Genomic DNA, 16,131 nt, shown 5'->3' on the forward strand with positions numbered 1-16,131 from the left:
GTCAGGAGGCCCCAAAAAACTTATCGATCGTCGTGCGCGACGGTGGTTTCGTCACGAACGACACCAGTACGAGGGCCAGCGTCGAAGCCAGCGTAATCGGGGCGACCGGGAGCATCCCATAGATATGGAAGTCCTCCGCCTGCCCGTAATTGGACAGTCGGAAGAGATAAAACCAACTCACCCCGGCGGCCACAATGGACGCGTAGGCCCCCCACTTCGTCGTTCTCCGCCAATATAGGGCGGCGAAGGTCAGCGGCGCGAGGCTGGCAAAGCCCGCGAAACACCACACGCCGAGCCGGAAAACGGCCCGCGGCTCCATGAGCGAGATCACATAAGTTACGATGACCGTGCCGACGACAAAGGCCCGGCCCATCGTGATCAGTTGACGATCGGTAAAGCGCCTTTCGCCGAGGTAATGGCGAACGACGTCGTTGGTGAACATGTTGCCCAGAACGAGGAATTGCGCGTCGAGCGAGTTGGTCGCCAGGACGCTGGCGGCCATGAACCCGCCGAGAATCGGGCCGGTCAGATTCTTAACCGACATCGCCAGGACCTTATTGGGGTCGACATCAGGGGGAAGCAGCGGTTTTCCATTGACAATGGCCGACGTCGCCCAGACTCCAAGCAGGACGCACGGTAGCCAGGTCACCATAATGCAAAGCGGATGGCCGACCACGGAGAGTTTGAACGATTTTGCCGACTTCGCCGTGAGATAGTATTGGAACAGGTGTGGAAACGTCGCCACGGAGAATGGGATGAGCATGTAGGAGAGGAATTCGAGCTGTCCAATGCCCGGCGCTACAGGGTGCTTGGGCGGCGGTCCGATCTTGTTCGTCTTCCACTCGGCCATTTTGGCCTTGAAGCGGGCCTCCGCGGCCTCGTATTTCGGCACGTCTTTGGGGTCGAACGTCCGCTTGAGCAGACTCGGGTTCTGCTCGGCGACCATTTTCGTGGCGCCGTCCAGCCCACCGAGTTTGTTGGAGATGACAAACATGGCCACAATGCCCAGCGTGATGAAGAGCACGTTCTGAAACGTATTGACCCACATCGTGCTGCGGACGCCGCCCACGAAAACATAAACGAGCACGACGCCGACGATGATTCCCTGGGACAACCAGGCCGGTACCGCGCCTTTAGTGGACGCAAACGTCTCCGGAAACGCGCCGATGGTCACACCCGTAATGCAGGAGCCCAGGCCGAGTACGCCGGTCAGCAAGTACGGAAAGAGCATCGCCACCAGGATGGGAAACAGCACCAGACCGATCTGTGAGGATTCGAATCGATCCCGGAAGAACTCGATCTGCGTCAGGTACCCGAAGCGTTTGCCGTAGGACCAGAGCTTGACGCCGACGAAGAAAAAGCACAGGGCGTGAATAATGGCGGAGGAGGAGGCCATCAGCCCATACACGCCGATCCCCTTCTGAGACGCCTCGCCGGAGCTGCCGACCATGGCGAAGGCCGTCATCGTCGTGCCGAAGAGCGACATCAGCAGCATGAAGGGGCCGACGCCGCGCGAGGCGAGAAAGTAATCGACGGCCGTTCCGCGCGAAAAGTAATTGCTGGCGAAGCCCAGCGCCAGCAACACCACGAGGTAGCCGATGATGATCCAGAGGGCGATCATAGCTCCCCCCGCTGCTGCCGCGGGGCGGCGGCTTCATGGTCGGCAACATCCACGCCCAGTGGCCAGCAATACTTCGCGGCCAGAAACCAGACGAACGAGGCGGCGATCGAGATCAGGACGTGCCACGCCAGGCCAATAGGCATGAAGCCGAACACCAGGGGATCGACGGTATCCCACCACCAGAAATCCTGGTGCAGGATGATGAGCAGTATCACGAGGGCGATGACAAGTCGTTTCATTGAGCGGCCGCGCCTTCCTCCAAGCGAATAGGATCGGGCAGCGTAACCTGTTTGGCGAGCGCGTCAAAGACCTCGTGGAGATCGTCCTTGAAGACGTCGCCGATGAGGATGCGCGTGACGTGGTCCTTGAACTGTGGGTATTCACGAATAAACCGGCCCATGCTGAATTTCGGATCGTAATACGCATACACCAGCATCCGGATTCGCTGCATTCCTTCGGCCAGCCGCTCGCCTTCGCGGCCCAGCCGGTCGGCAGAGACATCGCCCGCTACGAGCGCATCGTGGACCGCGTCGGCGGCGTACTCCGCGCTCTTAAAGGCCAGCATCACGCCGGAGGAATAGAGCGGATCGAGAAAACCGAACGCATCGCCGATCAGCACCCAACCGTGACCGGCAAAGCGCGACGAGCGATACGAAAAATCCGCCGTGGTGTAGATCTGCGCGACGCGCGTGGCATTCGCCATCCTCCGCGCGGCACCGGGACAGTTGGCGATTTCCTCGTCGAGAATCGCGCCAGGGTCATCGCCGCGCCCGTTGTAGAGATAGTCCGGCGGCGCCACGACACCGAAGCTGGTGATGTCGTTGGACAACGGGATGAACCAGAACCACCCGCCGCCCTGCGGTGTGGCGATGACCAGCGTTGCACCGGCGTTGCGGCCGGGATCGCGCAGGGCCCCCTTATAGTACGAATAGATGACCGCGTTCTTGAGCTTCGTATCGCCGTAGCGCAGCTTGAGCTGTCGGGAGATAAGTCCGGCCTGACCGGAAGCGTCCAGGACGACCTTGGATCGGATGTCTCGCGTTTCACCGCCGATGACCGCCCGCACGCCGGCCGCACGATCTCCGTCGAAAAGCACCTCCCGGACCGTCGCCTGCTCGACGACTTCAGCTCCATGTTCGCGGGCGTTTTCCATTAGCATTTTGTCAAAGCGCGACCGCTCGACCTGCCACGTAAACGACCACTCGCCCGGATCGCGATCGGGAAAGAAAAACGGGGCGGACTCCCTGCCGCTGGCCGTGACAAACTGGACGCTCTCCTTCACGACGAAATCCGAGGACTTCATGCGCTCCAGCAATCCGAGCCGCTTGAAGGTCCAATACGTATTGGGCATCAGCGATTCGCCGATGTGATGGCGGGGGAATTTCGAACGCTCCAGCACGAGCACGGAGTGCCCATGGTCGGCGAGCAGCGTCGCGGCGGTCGAGCCGGACGGCCCACCGCCGATGATCACGCAGTCGTAGCTCTCCTTCATTCGTCCGTCACCCGCTCGTCGTACACGATCTCCAACAGTTCGATCGCCGGCTGCTCGTCACAGTAAATCACGCCCAGCCGTCCATACGCCTTCGGCGGCCGCGCCGCGCCAAAATCCGCGAGCAGCGGACATCCAGTGTCAAAGCGATAGTACCATTTCGGCTCAATTCGTCGAAGGACATTCGCCTGAATCAGCACATCGCCCAGCGGCGTCCGCTTTTCCTGTATCGCCGCGCGAACCGCGCCCGAAGTATAGCCCAGATCGATCCGTACGAGGCCGACCTCCACGATGCGCTCGGATTCGGCCAGGCTCAGCACAATTCGCCGCTGGTACAGGTCGCCGTCGACTTGGCTGGCGAGAACGCGCAGAACGACATCCTGGCCGAAGTGCTCGCGCAGGCGGAGCGTCATGTGCTGGTCATGCGCGAGGAGGCGGCGGTAAGCATCGGGGAGACGGTCCGGCGCGATCGGCTCGAAATACCCGCCGAGCGCATCGCGCCCCATTAGCGCGCGACAGAACGTCGTCAGTGCCTGCCGGGGATCATCGAGGCCGTTCAAGTGGATGGACACAATATTACGTGTAACGAATGTTCCGGTAGGGTCTTTCAAAAAAGCGGGGCAGGAGGGCATCGGCGCGAAGCAGGCCCTCGCGGGTCAGGCGGATCTCGTCGCCGGCGTGCGTCGCGTAGCCTTCTCGTTCGATAGCGGCCCACTCGCCGCCGAACTCCTCGAGGATATCGAGATCGAACTTGTCGCGGAAATAGCCCGCGTCGATTCGCCCCGTCTTGAGTTGCAGGATCATCTCGCGGATCGCCAGCGAGCGCGGCGGCACCGCCAGCGCCCGGCCGATTGGCAGCTCGCTGCGCTCGACCGTCGCGATATAGTCGTGCCACTGGTCGGCGTTCTGGTAGTGCACGCCGCCAAAATGCGAAAACGAAGCGACCCCCGTTCCGATCATGTCCGCCCCGTGCCACAGAGAGTCGCGATAGACGAAGCCCGCGTGGGTGGACGGCTTGATGAGCGTGTAGGCGCTGGAGACGACATATCCGGCCGCCAAAAATTGATCGAACGCGTAATTCACCCACGCCCGCTTGGTCGCCCAGCCGGCGACCGGCGGCGCGGTCCCGGCCTCCACCGCCTCGCGCGAGAAGACCGCGTTGAACGGCAGCTCCATCTGATAAATGGTCAGACTGTCTGGCGACAGGATGAGGGCCTTTTCAACGGTCGCGCGCCATTTGTCCTCCGTGTCGCCGACCATCCCGGCGATGAGGTCGATGTTGATCTGGTCGAAACAAACCGCTCGCGCCCACTCGTAAGAGCGAAAGACCTCCGGCGACTTGTGGGCGCGGCCGTTGATGGAGAGGACCTCATCGTCAAAGTGCTCGATGCCCAGCGACAGCCGCGTGACACCGATCTCCTTGATCGTCGCCAGCTTGCTCTCCTTGAGCGTGCCCGGCTCGCACTCAAACGTCACCTCGCGGGCCGCGTCCCAGTTCCAATGTTGGCGAATCCGGTCAATCAACCGGAGGAGTTGCTCGTTGCTCAGGAACGACGGAGTGCCGCCGCCGAAATAGACGAATTCGAATTGCCGACCGGCGAGGGCCTGCCGCTCGGCGTACAAACCGATCTCTTTGCCGAGCGCATCGGTGTAAACGTCCACCTCGTCGGCGTTCTTGTCGGTATAGACGCGAAAATAGCAGAACTTGCAGCGCTTGCGGCAGAAGGGGATGTGCAGGTACAGCCCGACCGGCCGACCCACGGCCTCGCCGTGCGAAGCGGCATCCAGGGCGGCGAGGGCCGACGGGATGTGCTCCGGCTGCCAGACCGAAAAGGGCGGGTAGTTGGCGACGAAGTAGCTGCCGACCTCAGTCGGCTCAGGGGTTTTGATTTGGGGTAATTCCAGCATCTCTCCGTCCGACACAAGGCCCGCCTATCCCGAAGTTTAGCACGATGCCGGGGCGCTCACCAATCGGCCACGGCCCGACCGATACCGGCCTGGGCACGGAATATTACGTCGAATTGGGCCAACACATTGGGTAGAGTGGTAGTTCAAGCCGTGAGCGGGCGGTCCCGGCACGCCGGGATCGGTTTTCCAGGCAGGTAAAAAAAGGAACCAAGCCATGTTTTCGATTTCTCGTCGGGCAAGTTCTCCGGTAGTCCGGTCGATCGCGGTCGTACTAGCCCTGGGATCGGTCGCACTCGTCGCGACCGGTTGCGGGACGCCGTTCAAGACCCAGGAGCAACTCACGCTCACCGCCCCGGCCAGCGCGGAGAAGCTCATCGTCGAGAACAACATCGGCGACGTGACGATTCGGGCCGACGCGCAGGCCAAGGAAGTCTCCGCGGTCATCACCAAGATCGGTCGCGGCGCAACGTTGAAGGAGGCGGAGAAGGCCCTCGCGGAATTGGAGGTCACCCTGGCGATGGACGACACCGGGGCGCTGCGGGCCACGGTCGATCATCCCCGCGCGACGAGCTTCCGCCAGCACGAAGTCGTCTGGGCGATCACGACTCCTCCGACCACCGAGGTCCGCGTAACGACAGACATCGGCGATGCGACCGTGAATGGCATTCACAAGGATGTCGCCATCAAGACCGATATCGGCGACGCGCGGGTATCCTGCGACCCGGCCGCATCGAGCGCCGTCACGATCTCCACGGGCGTGGGCGATGTGCACGTGTCGGATGCCCGCGGGCTCACGGCCAAGACCGATGTAGGCGACATTCACGCCTCGGCCGGCGGCCCGATCCAGCTCGACAGCGATGTCGGCGATGTCGTACTGCACCTGAAGCCCGCGACCAGCGAGCGCGTGCGGATCGAGAGCGACGTCGGCGACGTGTGCCTCTATCTGGACCCCGGCCAGCAGGGCAAGCTGACCGCCACAACGGACGTCGGATCGGTGCGCGTCGCCCTGGATGGCGTGACCATGCGGGAATTCCGCCATCGCGACCATTTTGCCGTAGCGCAACTCGGCGAGTCGGCGACGCCCTCGATCGATATCTTCACCGATGTGGGCGATGTCACCATAAAGTCGCAGCCGGCCGACACGCCGGCCACCAAGCCGGCGACAGCGCTAAGCGCGGTGCGGTAGCCGTCGGACACGCCAACAATTGCAGTAGCGATCGATCACGGGCAAGATACGCGCACGCCGCCTGTCGCGGCGGGGCCCGATCGATCGAGTAACGGATGAGGTTCGACGAGCTTCAAGCGGCCAGTCCCCCGCCGTCGTCTCCCAAGCCCGCCGCGCCGCTGTTGCCCATCGCCGTGGGTCTCATCGGCGGAATCGCCGCAGACAACTTTTTTCAACTACCGACACTCGCATCGCTCGGACTCTTCGCCCTCGGATGCGGCCTGTACTATGCACGACCGCGAAGCGAGCGTATCGCGTTCGCCGCCGTCGTCGTTGCGGCGGCCGGGCTGGGGACCCTTCGACACGCCGTCGCCGATCGCTGGATCGCCGAAGATCACATCGTCCGATTCACGCAGGACGAGCCGATCCTCGTGCATATCCGCGGCGAGGTCCTGACGCCGCCGGAAATCGTCGAGCCCAAACCGGACGCGGTTCTCGCCTATAAGATCGGCCCCAAGACGCGATTAGTCATCGAGGCGAAATCACTCGATGGCGCGGGCGGTCCGATCGGCGTCAGCGGCCGCGTCGCCGTCACGGTCAAGGCCCCGATCGAGACATCTCGACTCGGCGACACGGTCGAGATGACGGGCTGGCTCTATCGACCGCGCGGGCCGCGGAATCCCGGCGAATACAATTGGGCGCTGCACCAGAAGCGCAACGGCATCCGCGCCGCCTTCGTCTGCGATCACGGCGAATCCGTGCAAGTCGTCGCCCCAAGCGATGGTCGGGGTTGGCCGACGTGGATCGCCGGCGCCCGGGCTCGCATGCGCGGCTACCTCCTCGATTCGGCCTTTGAAGATGAAGACCCCGCTTCCGGCGTGGTCGCGGCGATGGTCCTGGCGCAGAGGAGCGCCGTCTCCCGCGAAATCAACGAAGCCTTCATTCGCACCGGAAACGCGCACTTCCTCGCTGCCAGCGGCATGAACATCGCCTGGTTGGTCGCCGTCGGCTGGACCGTGATGCGCGTCATGGGCACTCACTATCGCATCGCCGCAATCGTCGTCGCGGCGCTGATCGTCTCCTACGTCCTTCTCGCCGAACCTGAACCGTCGATCCTCCGGGCCGGCATCGTCGGCCTATTGTGGTGCGTCTCCATTTTCCTCCGCGGCCGGACCCACGCCTTGAATTGGCTGGCTTGCTCGGCCGTCGTCATCCTCATGATCGACCCGATGGACGTCTTCCGCCCCGGCTTCCAATTCAGTTTCATCGCCGTACTGGGGCTGCTCTACCTTCTACCGTTGGTTGCCAGTGCGATGGCCTCCGTCTGTCTTCGGCTTGGCCTTCCCCGCGTGGCCCACGCCGTCGATCACCGGCTCTATGCGGCGAACCTGGTGATGCCGATCGGCCCCCCGCCCAGCGCGACTTCTTCCTTGATGGAGTGGATCGCGGTGTGGCTTCTCATGCTCCTCGCCATGTCGATCACAGCATGGTTCGTCACCGCCCCACTCTCCTGCTACATCTTCAACACCCTCAATCCCTGGGGCGCACCTTGCACGTTCCTCGTCTCCTTCCTCGCCCTGCCGGTCACCTGCATCGGCTACATCGCGACGCTGGTCGGCGCGCTCTTTCCCTTCACCGGTCCCGTCATCGGTCCTGTTCTGGCCGCCACGGCGCACGCCATGCTCGGCCTCGTCGAATGGCTCGCTACTCTGCCGGGCATGGCCGTCGATGGCCGGCAGCCCTCCATCGGATGGTTGCTGGCCTTCTACGCGGTGCTCGGGCTGCGCGTTTATCAACCGCAGTGGATGACCGGCCGACCCGAGCCCGAATCGCCAGAGTCTCCTGATCGCAAGACCTCAACGCGTTTCTCTTTCCTCCGACGGCATTCGTTCAAAGTGGCGGCGATGGTACTTTTCCTGTGGTGGCTGATTCCCCCGCGCTGGGCGACGATTGACCGTGACGCCCTCAAGGTCTGGATGCTCGCGGTCGGCGACGGCACCGGCACCGTCATTGAACTGCCCAACGGCGGGACGCTGCTCTACGACTTCGGCACGCGCTCGTCCTTCGACGCCGGACCGCCCGCCGTAAACTTTCTAAAACACCGCGGCATCAACCAAATCGACGCCGCTTTCATCTCCCACACGGACTTCGATCATTACAGCGCCATCGCGACGATCGCCCGGCACATCCCGATTCGCCGCGTCATCGTGAACGATCACTTCGCGCGGTTCGCCGGGGCGAACTCCGGGCCCGGTCATTTCCTCGACGCGCTGAGGAAATCAGGCGTGCCAATCGAGACCTGGAGCGGCCCGCAGACGTTGGCCGACACCGGAGAGGTTCAAATCATGTCGATCTGGCCCCCGCCGGCGAACGATCGCCCGTTGGTCGACGCGAACGAAACATCCACCGTCCTGCGGGTCACCCATCAGGGACGTTCGATCCTCCTGACCGGCGATATCGCCGAGGCGGCGATGGGAACTCTCCTCGCGAATCCGGCGTTGCTCAAGGCTGATGTCCTGGCCCTTCCCCATCATGGCGCCGTTGTCCACAACACGGCCGCCTTTATTGCCGCTGCCAATTCGCGGGTCGCCGTCCGCTCCAGCGGCCAGCGCCGCGGCCTCACGACCAGTGGGATCGAAGCCCTCGTCGGCGACCGGTCGTACTTTTGCACGGCCGACGACGGCTGCGTGCGGGTGACGATCCGCGACGGCGAACTGACCGCCGAGGCCGTAATGACTAATCCGAGCACCCGATAATGACGACGGGGTACACCATCCGACCTGGCAGCGTGGGCTTCAGCAGCGCCGCGCCCTTGCGAAATCCCCGGCAGCTTCCTAAGATAAATCAGATACAATTGCTCGCGAGGGGCGCGGGATGGATGGCGGCCCTGAGCCCGGGCGAATAGGTACCCGGGCGGATCAAGGCCCTTCATTTGTCGACATCGCGGTCGCCCTTGCCCGATACACTTTACGGTGTCATCCGGGTCGCCGAAGTTGGGACGCCGTCGATGATCGCGCCAAGCACATCTCCCGGTCTAGCCTGCAATGTCCTGGTGCTGAACCAGAACTACCTGGCCATCCGCGTCGTGAACGTGAAGCGGGCCTTCAGCCTGCTGTTCCGCGAACTGGCCGAGGTCGTGCACATCGACCAGGGCCAGTACACGTCGTACGACTTCTCGGAGTGGTGCGAGCTGTCCGAGCTGGCCCGCGAGTTCGAGCCGGACGCCCACGACTGGATCCGCACCGTCCGCTTCGACATCGCCGTGCCGCGGATCATCCGCCTGGCCTTCTACGACCGGCTGCCCAAGCAGGCCGTGAAGTTCAACCGGCGCAACCTGTACGCCCGCGACGGCAACAAGTGCCAGTACTGCGGTAAGAAGTACTCAACGAGCGAGTTGTCGCTGGACCACGTCATCCCACGCAGCCTGGGCGGGAAGACGACGTGGGAGAATATTGTCTGCGCCTGTCTGAAGTGTAACATCAAGAAGGGCGGCCGCACACCGGAAATGGCCCACATGCACCTGATCACGGCCCCGAAGAAGCCGCGCCGCAACCCCGTCATCACCGTCAAGCTCGCCGACGGCCGCTATGCCAGTTGGAAGGCGTTCCTCGACAACGCGTACTGGTCGGTGGAGCTGAAGTAGGGCGGGTGGTTTCACCCGCCGTAGCGCCCGGCCCCCGTGCCGGATGCAGAACACCGAGCACCGCAAAACGATGCGCGGTCAATCGTCGATGCTGACCTGCGATATATGCGGAAAAAAGGGCGCTCGTATTCACCGGGTAACGCGCTCTTGCGGGCGCGGCCGGTCCACGTTCTTTATCGAGAACGTTCCCCTCGTGACATGCTCGCCGTGCGGTGAAAGCTACTTTACGGCAGAGACGCTTCACGAAATCGAGCGCATCCGCTTACACTGGCGCGAGTTTACTGTCGCCAAGAAGATGCTAATCGCGCAGTTCGGTAGGGAGGCGTAACGAACCAAGTTCGGACACGAGGCGACGTTTGTTCAACATGCGAAGGCTGGCAAAGATCATCGCTTTTCTCGCTTGCAGCGGATCATGCACGGGATGCGCAATGCCGCTCTTCCTTTTTCCCGCCCCGTCCAAGACGAGCGAGCGACAGTTAGCATTTGTGGACTGGACGGACTCGTTGATTAAAAAGGATGGACTCCTCTTGGTTGAACGAAAGGTTTCTGGGCCGCTTGGTCCGTCGCCTTCCGAATTTGTCTTGGTTGAAATCAAACAGGGCAGAACGCAGTTACCCGGACGGCTCGTTTTAGGAGCTCTCTGGTTGTGGTTACGTCCAACACTACCCTTCTTTCTGATTTACCCGCATGAGGAAATACACTTTTATGTCTTTATTCCAGGATACCATGGCAGCATTGATATCAAGTCACTGCGTCCAGATGGCAACGTCCAATTGTACCTGAACAGCGATTACAAATCCGAGGCTCGTGAATGCTGGGATGTTTCCAATCTTCCGATTCGCGATGATGACCGGCTAATCAATCCAGGGGATCAGAAAAGGCTAGAAGAATTCGTTAGGGCGAATCCAGCACCTGTGTGAACTCGGTGGAATCTCAAGTACCGAGCAAATCCAAAAGTCAGGCGTCCATTGATCAGGCCGCACAAGCCTGCACGGTTGGTACCTGCTTGGCAAGATAAACCGCGCGACCGCCCCTTAAGTAGCGCACCTCGTCAAACAGGGAGCGCATCAGCAGCACGCCCCGTCCGCTCGGTCGCGCGAGGGCGTCATCCGACGTCGCATCGGGAAGGTCGTTCGGATCGAAGCCCTCTCCCTGGTCGCTGACCTCCAGTTCGGCGCGGCAGCGGTCAAATCGATAACACACGGTAATTCGCTTCGACGGGTCGCCTCGATTCCCGTGGTGGTAGGCGTTCGCCACGGCCTCGGAAAAGCCCAGGGCCAGGGCGGACGTGGTGTCCGCATCGTATCCCTGGCGGCGCAGGTCGTTCAGGAACGTGTCCTGCAGCCTTTTGATGGCTTCCAAATCGGTCGCGATCTGCTCCACGGTTTCAACACGTCGCAATTCCATGGGTCGTCCCTCGCTTCCAGGTCCGCGGGTTCAATCCGGCGTACCATGAGAACGCGATCATTGCCCCCCGCGTCCGCAAACGATCGAATGGAGGGTGAAATAAGCCGGATGGCCATGAACCACCCGGGCCCCAAAGTGACGTAGGATGAGCACATGCCATCCGATTCCAAGATGGTGGAGGTCGCCGTGGTCGGCGCCGGCGCGGCGGGGTTGGCCGCCGCGATCTTCGCGGCGCGGGCGCGGCCGGGGCTTTCCATCGTCGCCCTCGATGGGGCGAAGAAACTGGGGGCGAAGATCCTGGTCAGCGGCGGCGGGCGGTGCAATGTCACCAATCGCACCGTGACCGTCGGCGATTTCTGGGGCGGGAGCCGGCATGTCGTTCAACGGATTCTCAACAGCCTGTCCGTCGAGGAGACGATCGCCTTCTTCAACGAGATCGGCGTCCATCTGCACGAGGAGGAGAACGGCAAGCTCTTTCCGGACTCCAACAGCGCCAAGACCGTGCTCAGCGCGTTGATCGCCGAGGCCCAGCGGCGCGACGTGCGTTTGCTGACGGATCATCGTGTGACGGGCATCCGGCGCGAGGAAGTGTGTTTTGAGTTGGCGACGACCAGTGGGCTCATTGCGGCGCGAAGCGTCGTCCTTGCAACCGGCGGGTTGTCATTGCCCAAGACCGGAAGCGATGGCGGCGGGTATCACCTGGCGGAATCTCTGGGGCACGCCCTGACGCCGACGACGCCGGGGCTGGCGCCGCTGGTGCTCGACGGCGATTTTCATCCGGCACTCTCCGGTATCAGCCATGTCGTCGAACTCACCATTCGCATCGAAGGCCAAAAGCCCGTGCGCATGACCGGCTCGATGCTGTGGACGCACTTTGGCGTGAGCGGGCCGGTCGCGCTGGACGCGTCGCGGCATTGGCTACGGGCGAGGTTGGAATTACACCGCGTCGCCGTCAGCGCGTCGTTTTGTCCCGGAGACACGTTCGAATCGCTCGAACAGCGGTTCATGGACCTGGCCACGTCGAATCCGAAGGCGCAACTTCGCGGCGTCCTGTCCGAGAGACTGCCCAATCGCGTCGCGAAGGTCGTCCTGCAACATCTCCAGATCGCCGACCAAGTCGCAATGGCCCACCTCGCGCGCGAGGACCGGCGCCGCCTGGTGCGGTCGCTGCTGGAATGGCCGCTGCCCGTCGTGGACAGCCGCGGCTACGGCGTCGCCGAAGTCACGGCGGGCGGCGTGCCGCTCACGGAAATCGATCCGGCGACCATGGAGTCGCGGAAGTGCCCGGGGCTATATCTCGTCGGCGAAATCCTGGACGTGGATGGGCGGATCGGGGGATTCAATTTCCAATGGGCGTGGTCGAGTGGGTGTGTGGCGGGGAAGGCGCTGGCGGACGCGGCGGGATACTCGTAGGGCGGGCTCTGCCCGCCGAGTTGACGCGCGGCCTAGCGGCCACAGGGTATTCGCGGCGGGTGAAACCCGCCCTACTCGGCGGGTTCGATCGTGACCGTCAGGCTCTTGGAGTGGAACTGCTCGGCGTAGAGTTCGGCCCGCTCCTTGTGCGTCACGAGGAGCAGCGCGCAGCCCGTCTCATGCGCTTCGAGCATCCGCAGGATGGCCTCTTCTTTTTTGAGAGGGGTGAGTTCGAGGATCGCCGCCGCCACGTCTTCCATCGAGTTCTGATCGTCGTTGTGCAGGATCACCTTGAAGGGCGGCAGCAACCGCGGTTTGGCTTTGCCGGGTCGAACCGTCGTGGACGTTTGCTCCTGGGTCATGGTCCCCTGTTCCTTCGAAACCTGCGATGACATGGCTCTATACAACCTCCCTGAAATCCGGCGTTACTTCAGTATAGTCAATGGGGATCGAGCAATGCAAGCCAACGTGCAAAAGGCCGTTGCGACGGTGCGTACACCCGCCGAAGCATCTATACTGATAGACTTCGGGAGCCTCCTCCATGACCGCCACGCCCGCCGCCACACCGATCGCCGCCTCGACCGCGCCGCTCCTCGACGCGGATTTCATCACGCGGCTGGAGCAGCTCGAAATCGTCTCGCGGAAGATCCACGCCTCGCGACAGAAAGGCGAGCGGCGGAGCCGGCGCAAGGGCGAGTCCGCCGAATTCGCCGACTATCGCAACTACGTCGTCGGCGACGACCTGCGGCACATCGACTGGAACATCTACGCCCGGCTGGACCGATTGTTCCTGAAGCTCTTTCTCGAAGAGGAGGAACTGAACGTCAGCATCCTGCTGGACGTGTCGAAGTCCATGGAGTACGGCGACCCGGCTAAGGCGCTCTACGCCAAGCGCGTCGCCGCGGCGATGGCGTACATCGGGCTGTGCAACTATGACCGCGTGGGCGTCTATGCGTACAACGACCGGCTCGTCGGGCGGCAGTTGGGCATACGCGGCCGCCGCATGCTGCCGCAACTCCTGAGTTTTCTGGAAAAGCTGCCGGTCGAGGGCCGCAGCCATCTGGCCGTCGCGGCGAAGGCGATCGCCCTGCGGCACACGTCGAAAGGCGTCGTGCTGGTCCTGTCGGATTTTCTCGACAAGGGGGGCTATGCCGAGGGGCTGCGCTATCTCATCGGTCGACAGCTCGATATCTACGTGCTGCAGGTCCTCAGCCCCCAGGAATTGTCGCCGGACCTGACGGGCGACCTGAAGCTCGTCGATTGCGAGGACGAGGATGTCGCCGAGATCACCGTCAGCAAGATGCTCCTCGACCGGTACAAGGCGAACTTGGAGGCCTATTGCGGATCGCTGCGGGATTACTGCATGCAGCGCGGCGTCACCTATCTGATGACGCCAACGACGCACCCCTTTGAGGGGCTCGTCCTCAACTACCTGCGCGGTCGGGGGCTGGTCCGATGAAACTTCTCTCGCTGTGGACGGCGGGGATCATTGCGGCCATCGCCATCCCGCTCCTGCTACTTCTCTACTTTCTCAAACTTCGGCGGCAGGAGCGCAAGGTCTCCTCCACGCTCTTGTGGAAAAAGGCGATCCAGGACTTGCAGGTCAACGCCCCCTTCCAAAAACTGCGACGGAACCTCCTCCTATTCCTGCAACTGCTCATTCTTGCGGCGGTCCTCTTCGGCATCGCCAACCCCATCGCCAACCTCATGCGCCGGCCGGAGCGGAACATCATCCTCCTTGTCGATCGCAGCGGATCGATGCGGACCGTCGAAGCCGACGGCCGCACACGGTTGGAGCATGCCCAGGACGTGGCGGCGCAATTCGTCACCGACCTGCCCGACAATTCGCGGGCGATGGTGGTGAGCTTCGCGGACTCGCCCAGCGTGGTCTGCACCTTCACCGACGACAAGCGGCGGCTCGCGCGGCTGATCCGCGAAATCGAGCCGACGGACAGCCCGAGCCTGCTGGGCGAGGCCCTGCCGCTCGCGATCGCCTACTCCAGCAACCTGGTCGAGGTGGCAGGGGCGGCCGGAGTGCCGGATGCCGCATTGGAAGGGGCGGCGGATATCGAACTCTTCAGCGACGGTCGCATCGCCGACGCCGACCGCCAGTACGTGACGCGCGGGCAGATGCGCTACTATCGCATCGGCGCGGCGACGGACAACGTCGGGATCACGGCGTTTGATGTGCGGCGGGACTTCGAGCGGCCGGGGATGCTCTCTATCTTCGTGCAAGTGGAGAACTTCGGGGCCGCGCCGGTCAAGACGGACATCTCGCTGCTGCTGGATGGAAAAACGCTGTCGGGCCCCGGCGCGATCCGCGAAGTCGTATTGGGGCCGGCGCGAAGCTCGACGACGCAGGCCACGACCGGACCGGCTGGGGGCGCCGGAATGTCCAGCGGGCAAAACGTGGTATTCGAGATTCAACATGAGGCCGGCGGCGTGGTCGAAGTCCGGCTGCACCACAAGGACGCGCTGGCGGTGGACAACACCGTCTTCGCGCCGATCGAGCCGCCCAAGCCCACGCGGGTGCTCGCCGTATCCGATCGCTGGCAGGTCCGGGCCATGTTCAAGAAGCTGGCCGACGCATTGTCGATCAGCGCATTCGAAATGATGACGCCTGCGGAATACGAATCGGCCGCCGAGGACAAGCTCGCCAGTGCGGGCCGCTCGGCCTTTGATCTCGTCGTAATGGATCTCCACGACACGCAGCGGCTCCCGCCGGGCAACTACCTTTTTTTCGGCGGCCTGCCCAAAATCGAGGGCGTCAGCTCCGACGAGGAGATTGAGGGACAGCTGGTCGTATACGGCCGGCAGGATCATCCGCTGCTGCGCAACGTCAACTACGACGACCTGTACATCGCCAAGTGGCGCCGGCTGATACTGCCCCGCCACGCCACGAGCCTGCTCGACGGGCAGGATTCGACGGTCATGGCGATGCTGACCGATCCCGGACATCGCTATGTGATCGCGGCGTTTGATCTCTTGGAGTCGAACTTCCCGTTGAAGGAGGCGTTTCCCATCTTCGTACAAAATGCGCTCGGCTACCTCGCGTCCGGCGGGCTGGTCGATACCCATCGGCTCGTGCGGCCGGGCCAGACACTGACGATCCCCGTGCCGCCCGGCGCGACGGAGGCACGGATTCGCCGACCCGACGGCTACACCGACGAGATCGATGTCGGCGGTCAGTCGCGGCTCACGTACGCTAAGACCCGCGAGGTCGGCGTGTATGAGGCAACGTTCGACGCGGGTGAGGCGAAGGAGATGTATGCTGTAAATCTGCTGGACGCCGGTGAGTCGCGGATCACACCCAATCCGGAGTTCACAGTCGGCTCGGAAAAAGTCGCAGCCGTGGCAGGGGAGACCAAAGTAAACGAGCCGCTGTGGCCGTGGGCGGTGGCCGCGGCGCTGGCGATCCTGATGCTGGAGTGGTGGGTCTATAACAAGCGCGTGATGGTCTGAGAATTGCGAATGGCGGCTCTGTC

General features: G+C 62.9%; 15 protein-coding genes. 8 read left to right on the forward strand and 7 right to left on the reverse strand.

The annotated features are described in order from the left end of the window. Position 1: 1 nt before the first annotated feature. Genes VJZ71_08885 through VJZ71_08905 form a run of 5 tightly spaced genes read right to left on the reverse strand, consistent with a single transcriptional unit; the run spans position 2 to position 5,033 of the window. Positions 2 to 1,621 (reverse strand): sodium:solute symporter family protein, encoded by a 1,620-nt coding sequence (locus VJZ71_08885; GenBank protein ID HKQ48169.1) that lies wholly within the window; start codon positions 1,619 to 1,621, stop codon positions 2 to 4. After that, positions 1,618 to 1,860 carry a DUF3311 domain-containing protein gene (locus VJZ71_08890; GenBank protein HKQ48170.1) on the reverse strand — a complete coding sequence of 81 codons (243 nt, stop codon included), beginning with the start codon at positions 1,858 to 1,860 and terminating at the stop codon, positions 1,618 to 1,620. Before VJZ71_08890 ends, VJZ71_08885 begins: the two co-directional genes overlap by 4 nt. Then, positions 1,857 to 3,113 carry an NAD(P)/FAD-dependent oxidoreductase gene (locus VJZ71_08895; GenBank protein ID HKQ48171.1) on the reverse strand — a complete coding sequence of 419 codons (1,257 nt, stop codon included), beginning with the start codon at positions 3,111 to 3,113 and terminating at the stop codon, positions 1,857 to 1,859. Before VJZ71_08895 ends, VJZ71_08890 begins: the two co-directional genes overlap by 4 nt. Further along, on the reverse strand, positions 3,110 to 3,682 hold the full coding sequence (locus VJZ71_08900) for a hypothetical protein (GenBank protein HKQ48172.1): 573 nt from the start codon (positions 3,680 to 3,682) through the stop codon (positions 3,110 to 3,112). The genes VJZ71_08895 and VJZ71_08900 overlap by 4 nt, the downstream gene beginning before the upstream one ends. 4 nt (positions 3,683 to 3,686) lie before the next feature. Beyond that, positions 3,687 to 5,033, reverse strand: a complete 1,347-nt coding sequence (locus VJZ71_08905) for a coproporphyrinogen-III oxidase family protein (protein ID HKQ48173.1) — start codon at positions 5,031 to 5,033, stop codon at positions 3,687 to 3,689. Between the two features lie 199 nt (positions 5,034 to 5,232). Between VJZ71_08905 and VJZ71_08910 the strand changes: the two genes are divergently transcribed. From VJZ71_08910 to VJZ71_08930, 5 genes are all read left to right on the forward strand, one after another. Continuing rightward, on the forward strand, positions 5,233 to 6,204 hold the full coding sequence (locus VJZ71_08910; GenBank protein HKQ48174.1) for a DUF4097 family beta strand repeat-containing protein: 972 nt from the start codon (positions 5,233 to 5,235) through the stop codon (positions 6,202 to 6,204). A 95-nt stretch (positions 6,205 to 6,299) separates the two neighbouring features. Next, positions 6,300 to 8,939: a ComEC/Rec2 family competence protein gene (locus VJZ71_08915; protein ID HKQ48175.1), complete on the forward strand. Its 2,640-nt coding sequence runs from the start codon at positions 6,300 to 6,302 to the stop codon at positions 8,937 to 8,939. A 251-nt stretch (positions 8,940 to 9,190) separates the two neighbouring features. Then, positions 9,191 to 9,826, forward strand: coding sequence for an HNH endonuclease (locus VJZ71_08920; protein ID HKQ48176.1), 636 nt, complete (start codon positions 9,191 to 9,193; stop codon positions 9,824 to 9,826). 88 nt (positions 9,827 to 9,914) lie between these two features. Continuing rightward, the gene (locus VJZ71_08925; GenBank protein HKQ48177.1) at positions 9,915 to 10,154 is read left to right on the forward strand and encodes a YgiT-type zinc finger protein; all 240 of its coding nucleotides are present in this window, start codon (positions 9,915 to 9,917) and stop codon (positions 10,152 to 10,154) included. 100 nt (positions 10,155 to 10,254) lie between these two features. Continuing rightward, entirely contained in the window at positions 10,255 to 10,746 is a 492-nt protein-coding gene (locus tag VJZ71_08930; protein ID HKQ48178.1) for a hypothetical protein, read from the forward strand. Positions 10,747 to 10,798: 52 nt separating this feature from the next. On the opposite strand, the gene VJZ71_08935 is transcribed toward VJZ71_08930, so the two are convergent. Then, on the reverse strand, positions 10,799 to 11,233 hold the full coding sequence (locus VJZ71_08935; protein ID HKQ48179.1) for an ATP-binding protein: 435 nt from the start codon (positions 11,231 to 11,233) through the stop codon (positions 10,799 to 10,801). Positions 11,234 to 11,386: 153 nt separating this feature from the next. On the opposite strand from VJZ71_08935, the gene VJZ71_08940 reads away from it, so the two are divergent. Then, on the forward strand, positions 11,387 to 12,646 hold the full coding sequence (locus VJZ71_08940; protein ID HKQ48180.1) for an NAD(P)/FAD-dependent oxidoreductase: 1,260 nt from the start codon (positions 11,387 to 11,389) through the stop codon (positions 12,644 to 12,646). 71 nt (positions 12,647 to 12,717) lie between these two features. Here the strand turns inward: VJZ71_08940 and VJZ71_08945 are convergent, their stop codons facing one another. Beyond that, a complete protein-coding gene (locus VJZ71_08945) occupies positions 12,718 to 13,041 on the reverse strand; it encodes an ATP-dependent Clp protease adaptor ClpS (GenBank protein ID HKQ48181.1) in 324 nt (107 codons plus the stop codon). 146 nt (positions 13,042 to 13,187) lie between these two features. Between VJZ71_08945 and VJZ71_08950 the strand changes: the two genes are divergently transcribed. Then, complete coding sequence (locus VJZ71_08950; GenBank protein HKQ48182.1) at positions 13,188 to 14,105, forward strand: DUF58 domain-containing protein; 918 nt, start codon at positions 13,188 to 13,190, stop codon at positions 14,103 to 14,105. Beyond that, on the forward strand, positions 14,102 to 16,108 hold the full coding sequence (locus VJZ71_08955; GenBank protein HKQ48183.1) for a VWA domain-containing protein: 2,007 nt from the start codon (positions 14,102 to 14,104) through the stop codon (positions 16,106 to 16,108). Before VJZ71_08950 ends, VJZ71_08955 begins: the two co-directional genes overlap by 4 nt. Positions 16,109 to 16,131: the final 23 nt, after the last annotated feature.

It is taken from the genome of Phycisphaerae bacterium, assembly GCA_035275405.1.
Classification (GTDB): Bacteria; Planctomycetota; Phycisphaerae; order UBA1845; family UTPLA1; genus DATEMU01.

Coding starts and splice junctions, on each gene's coding strand:
- VJZ71_08940 (HKQ48180.1), top strand. CDS start 11,387: ATGCCATCCGATTCCAAGATGGTGGAGGTCGCCGTGGTCGGCGCCGGC.
- VJZ71_08930 (HKQ48178.1), top strand. CDS start 10,255: ATGCCGCTCTTCCTTTTTCCCGCCCCGTCCAAGACGAGCGAGCGACAG.
- VJZ71_08950 (HKQ48182.1), top strand. CDS start 13,188: ATGACCGCCACGCCCGCCGCCACACCGATCGCCGCCTCGACCGCGCCG.
- VJZ71_08955 (HKQ48183.1), top strand. CDS start 14,102: ATGAAACTTCTCTCGCTGTGGACGGCGGGGATCATTGCGGCCATCGCC.
- VJZ71_08945 (HKQ48181.1), bottom strand. CDS start 13,041: ATGTCATCGCAGGTTTCGAAGGAACAGGGGACCATGACCCAGGAGCAA.
- VJZ71_08885 (HKQ48169.1), bottom strand. CDS start 1,621: ATGATCGCCCTCTGGATCATCATCGGCTACCTCGTGGTGTTGCTGGCG.
- VJZ71_08925 (HKQ48177.1), top strand. CDS start 9,915: ATGCTGACCTGCGATATATGCGGAAAAAAGGGCGCTCGTATTCACCGG.
- VJZ71_08920 (HKQ48176.1), top strand. CDS start 9,191: ATGATCGCGCCAAGCACATCTCCCGGTCTAGCCTGCAATGTCCTGGTG.
- VJZ71_08895 (HKQ48171.1), bottom strand. CDS start 3,113: ATGAAGGAGAGCTACGACTGCGTGATCATCGGCGGTGGGCCGTCCGGC.
- VJZ71_08890 (HKQ48170.1), bottom strand. CDS start 1,860: ATGAAACGACTTGTCATCGCCCTCGTGATACTGCTCATCATCCTGCAC.
- VJZ71_08915 (HKQ48175.1), top strand. CDS start 6,300: ATGAGGTTCGACGAGCTTCAAGCGGCCAGTCCCCCGCCGTCGTCTCCC.
- VJZ71_08935 (HKQ48179.1), bottom strand. CDS start 11,233: ATGGAATTGCGACGTGTTGAAACCGTGGAGCAGATCGCGACCGATTTG.
- VJZ71_08910 (HKQ48174.1), top strand. CDS start 5,233: ATGTTTTCGATTTCTCGTCGGGCAAGTTCTCCGGTAGTCCGGTCGATC.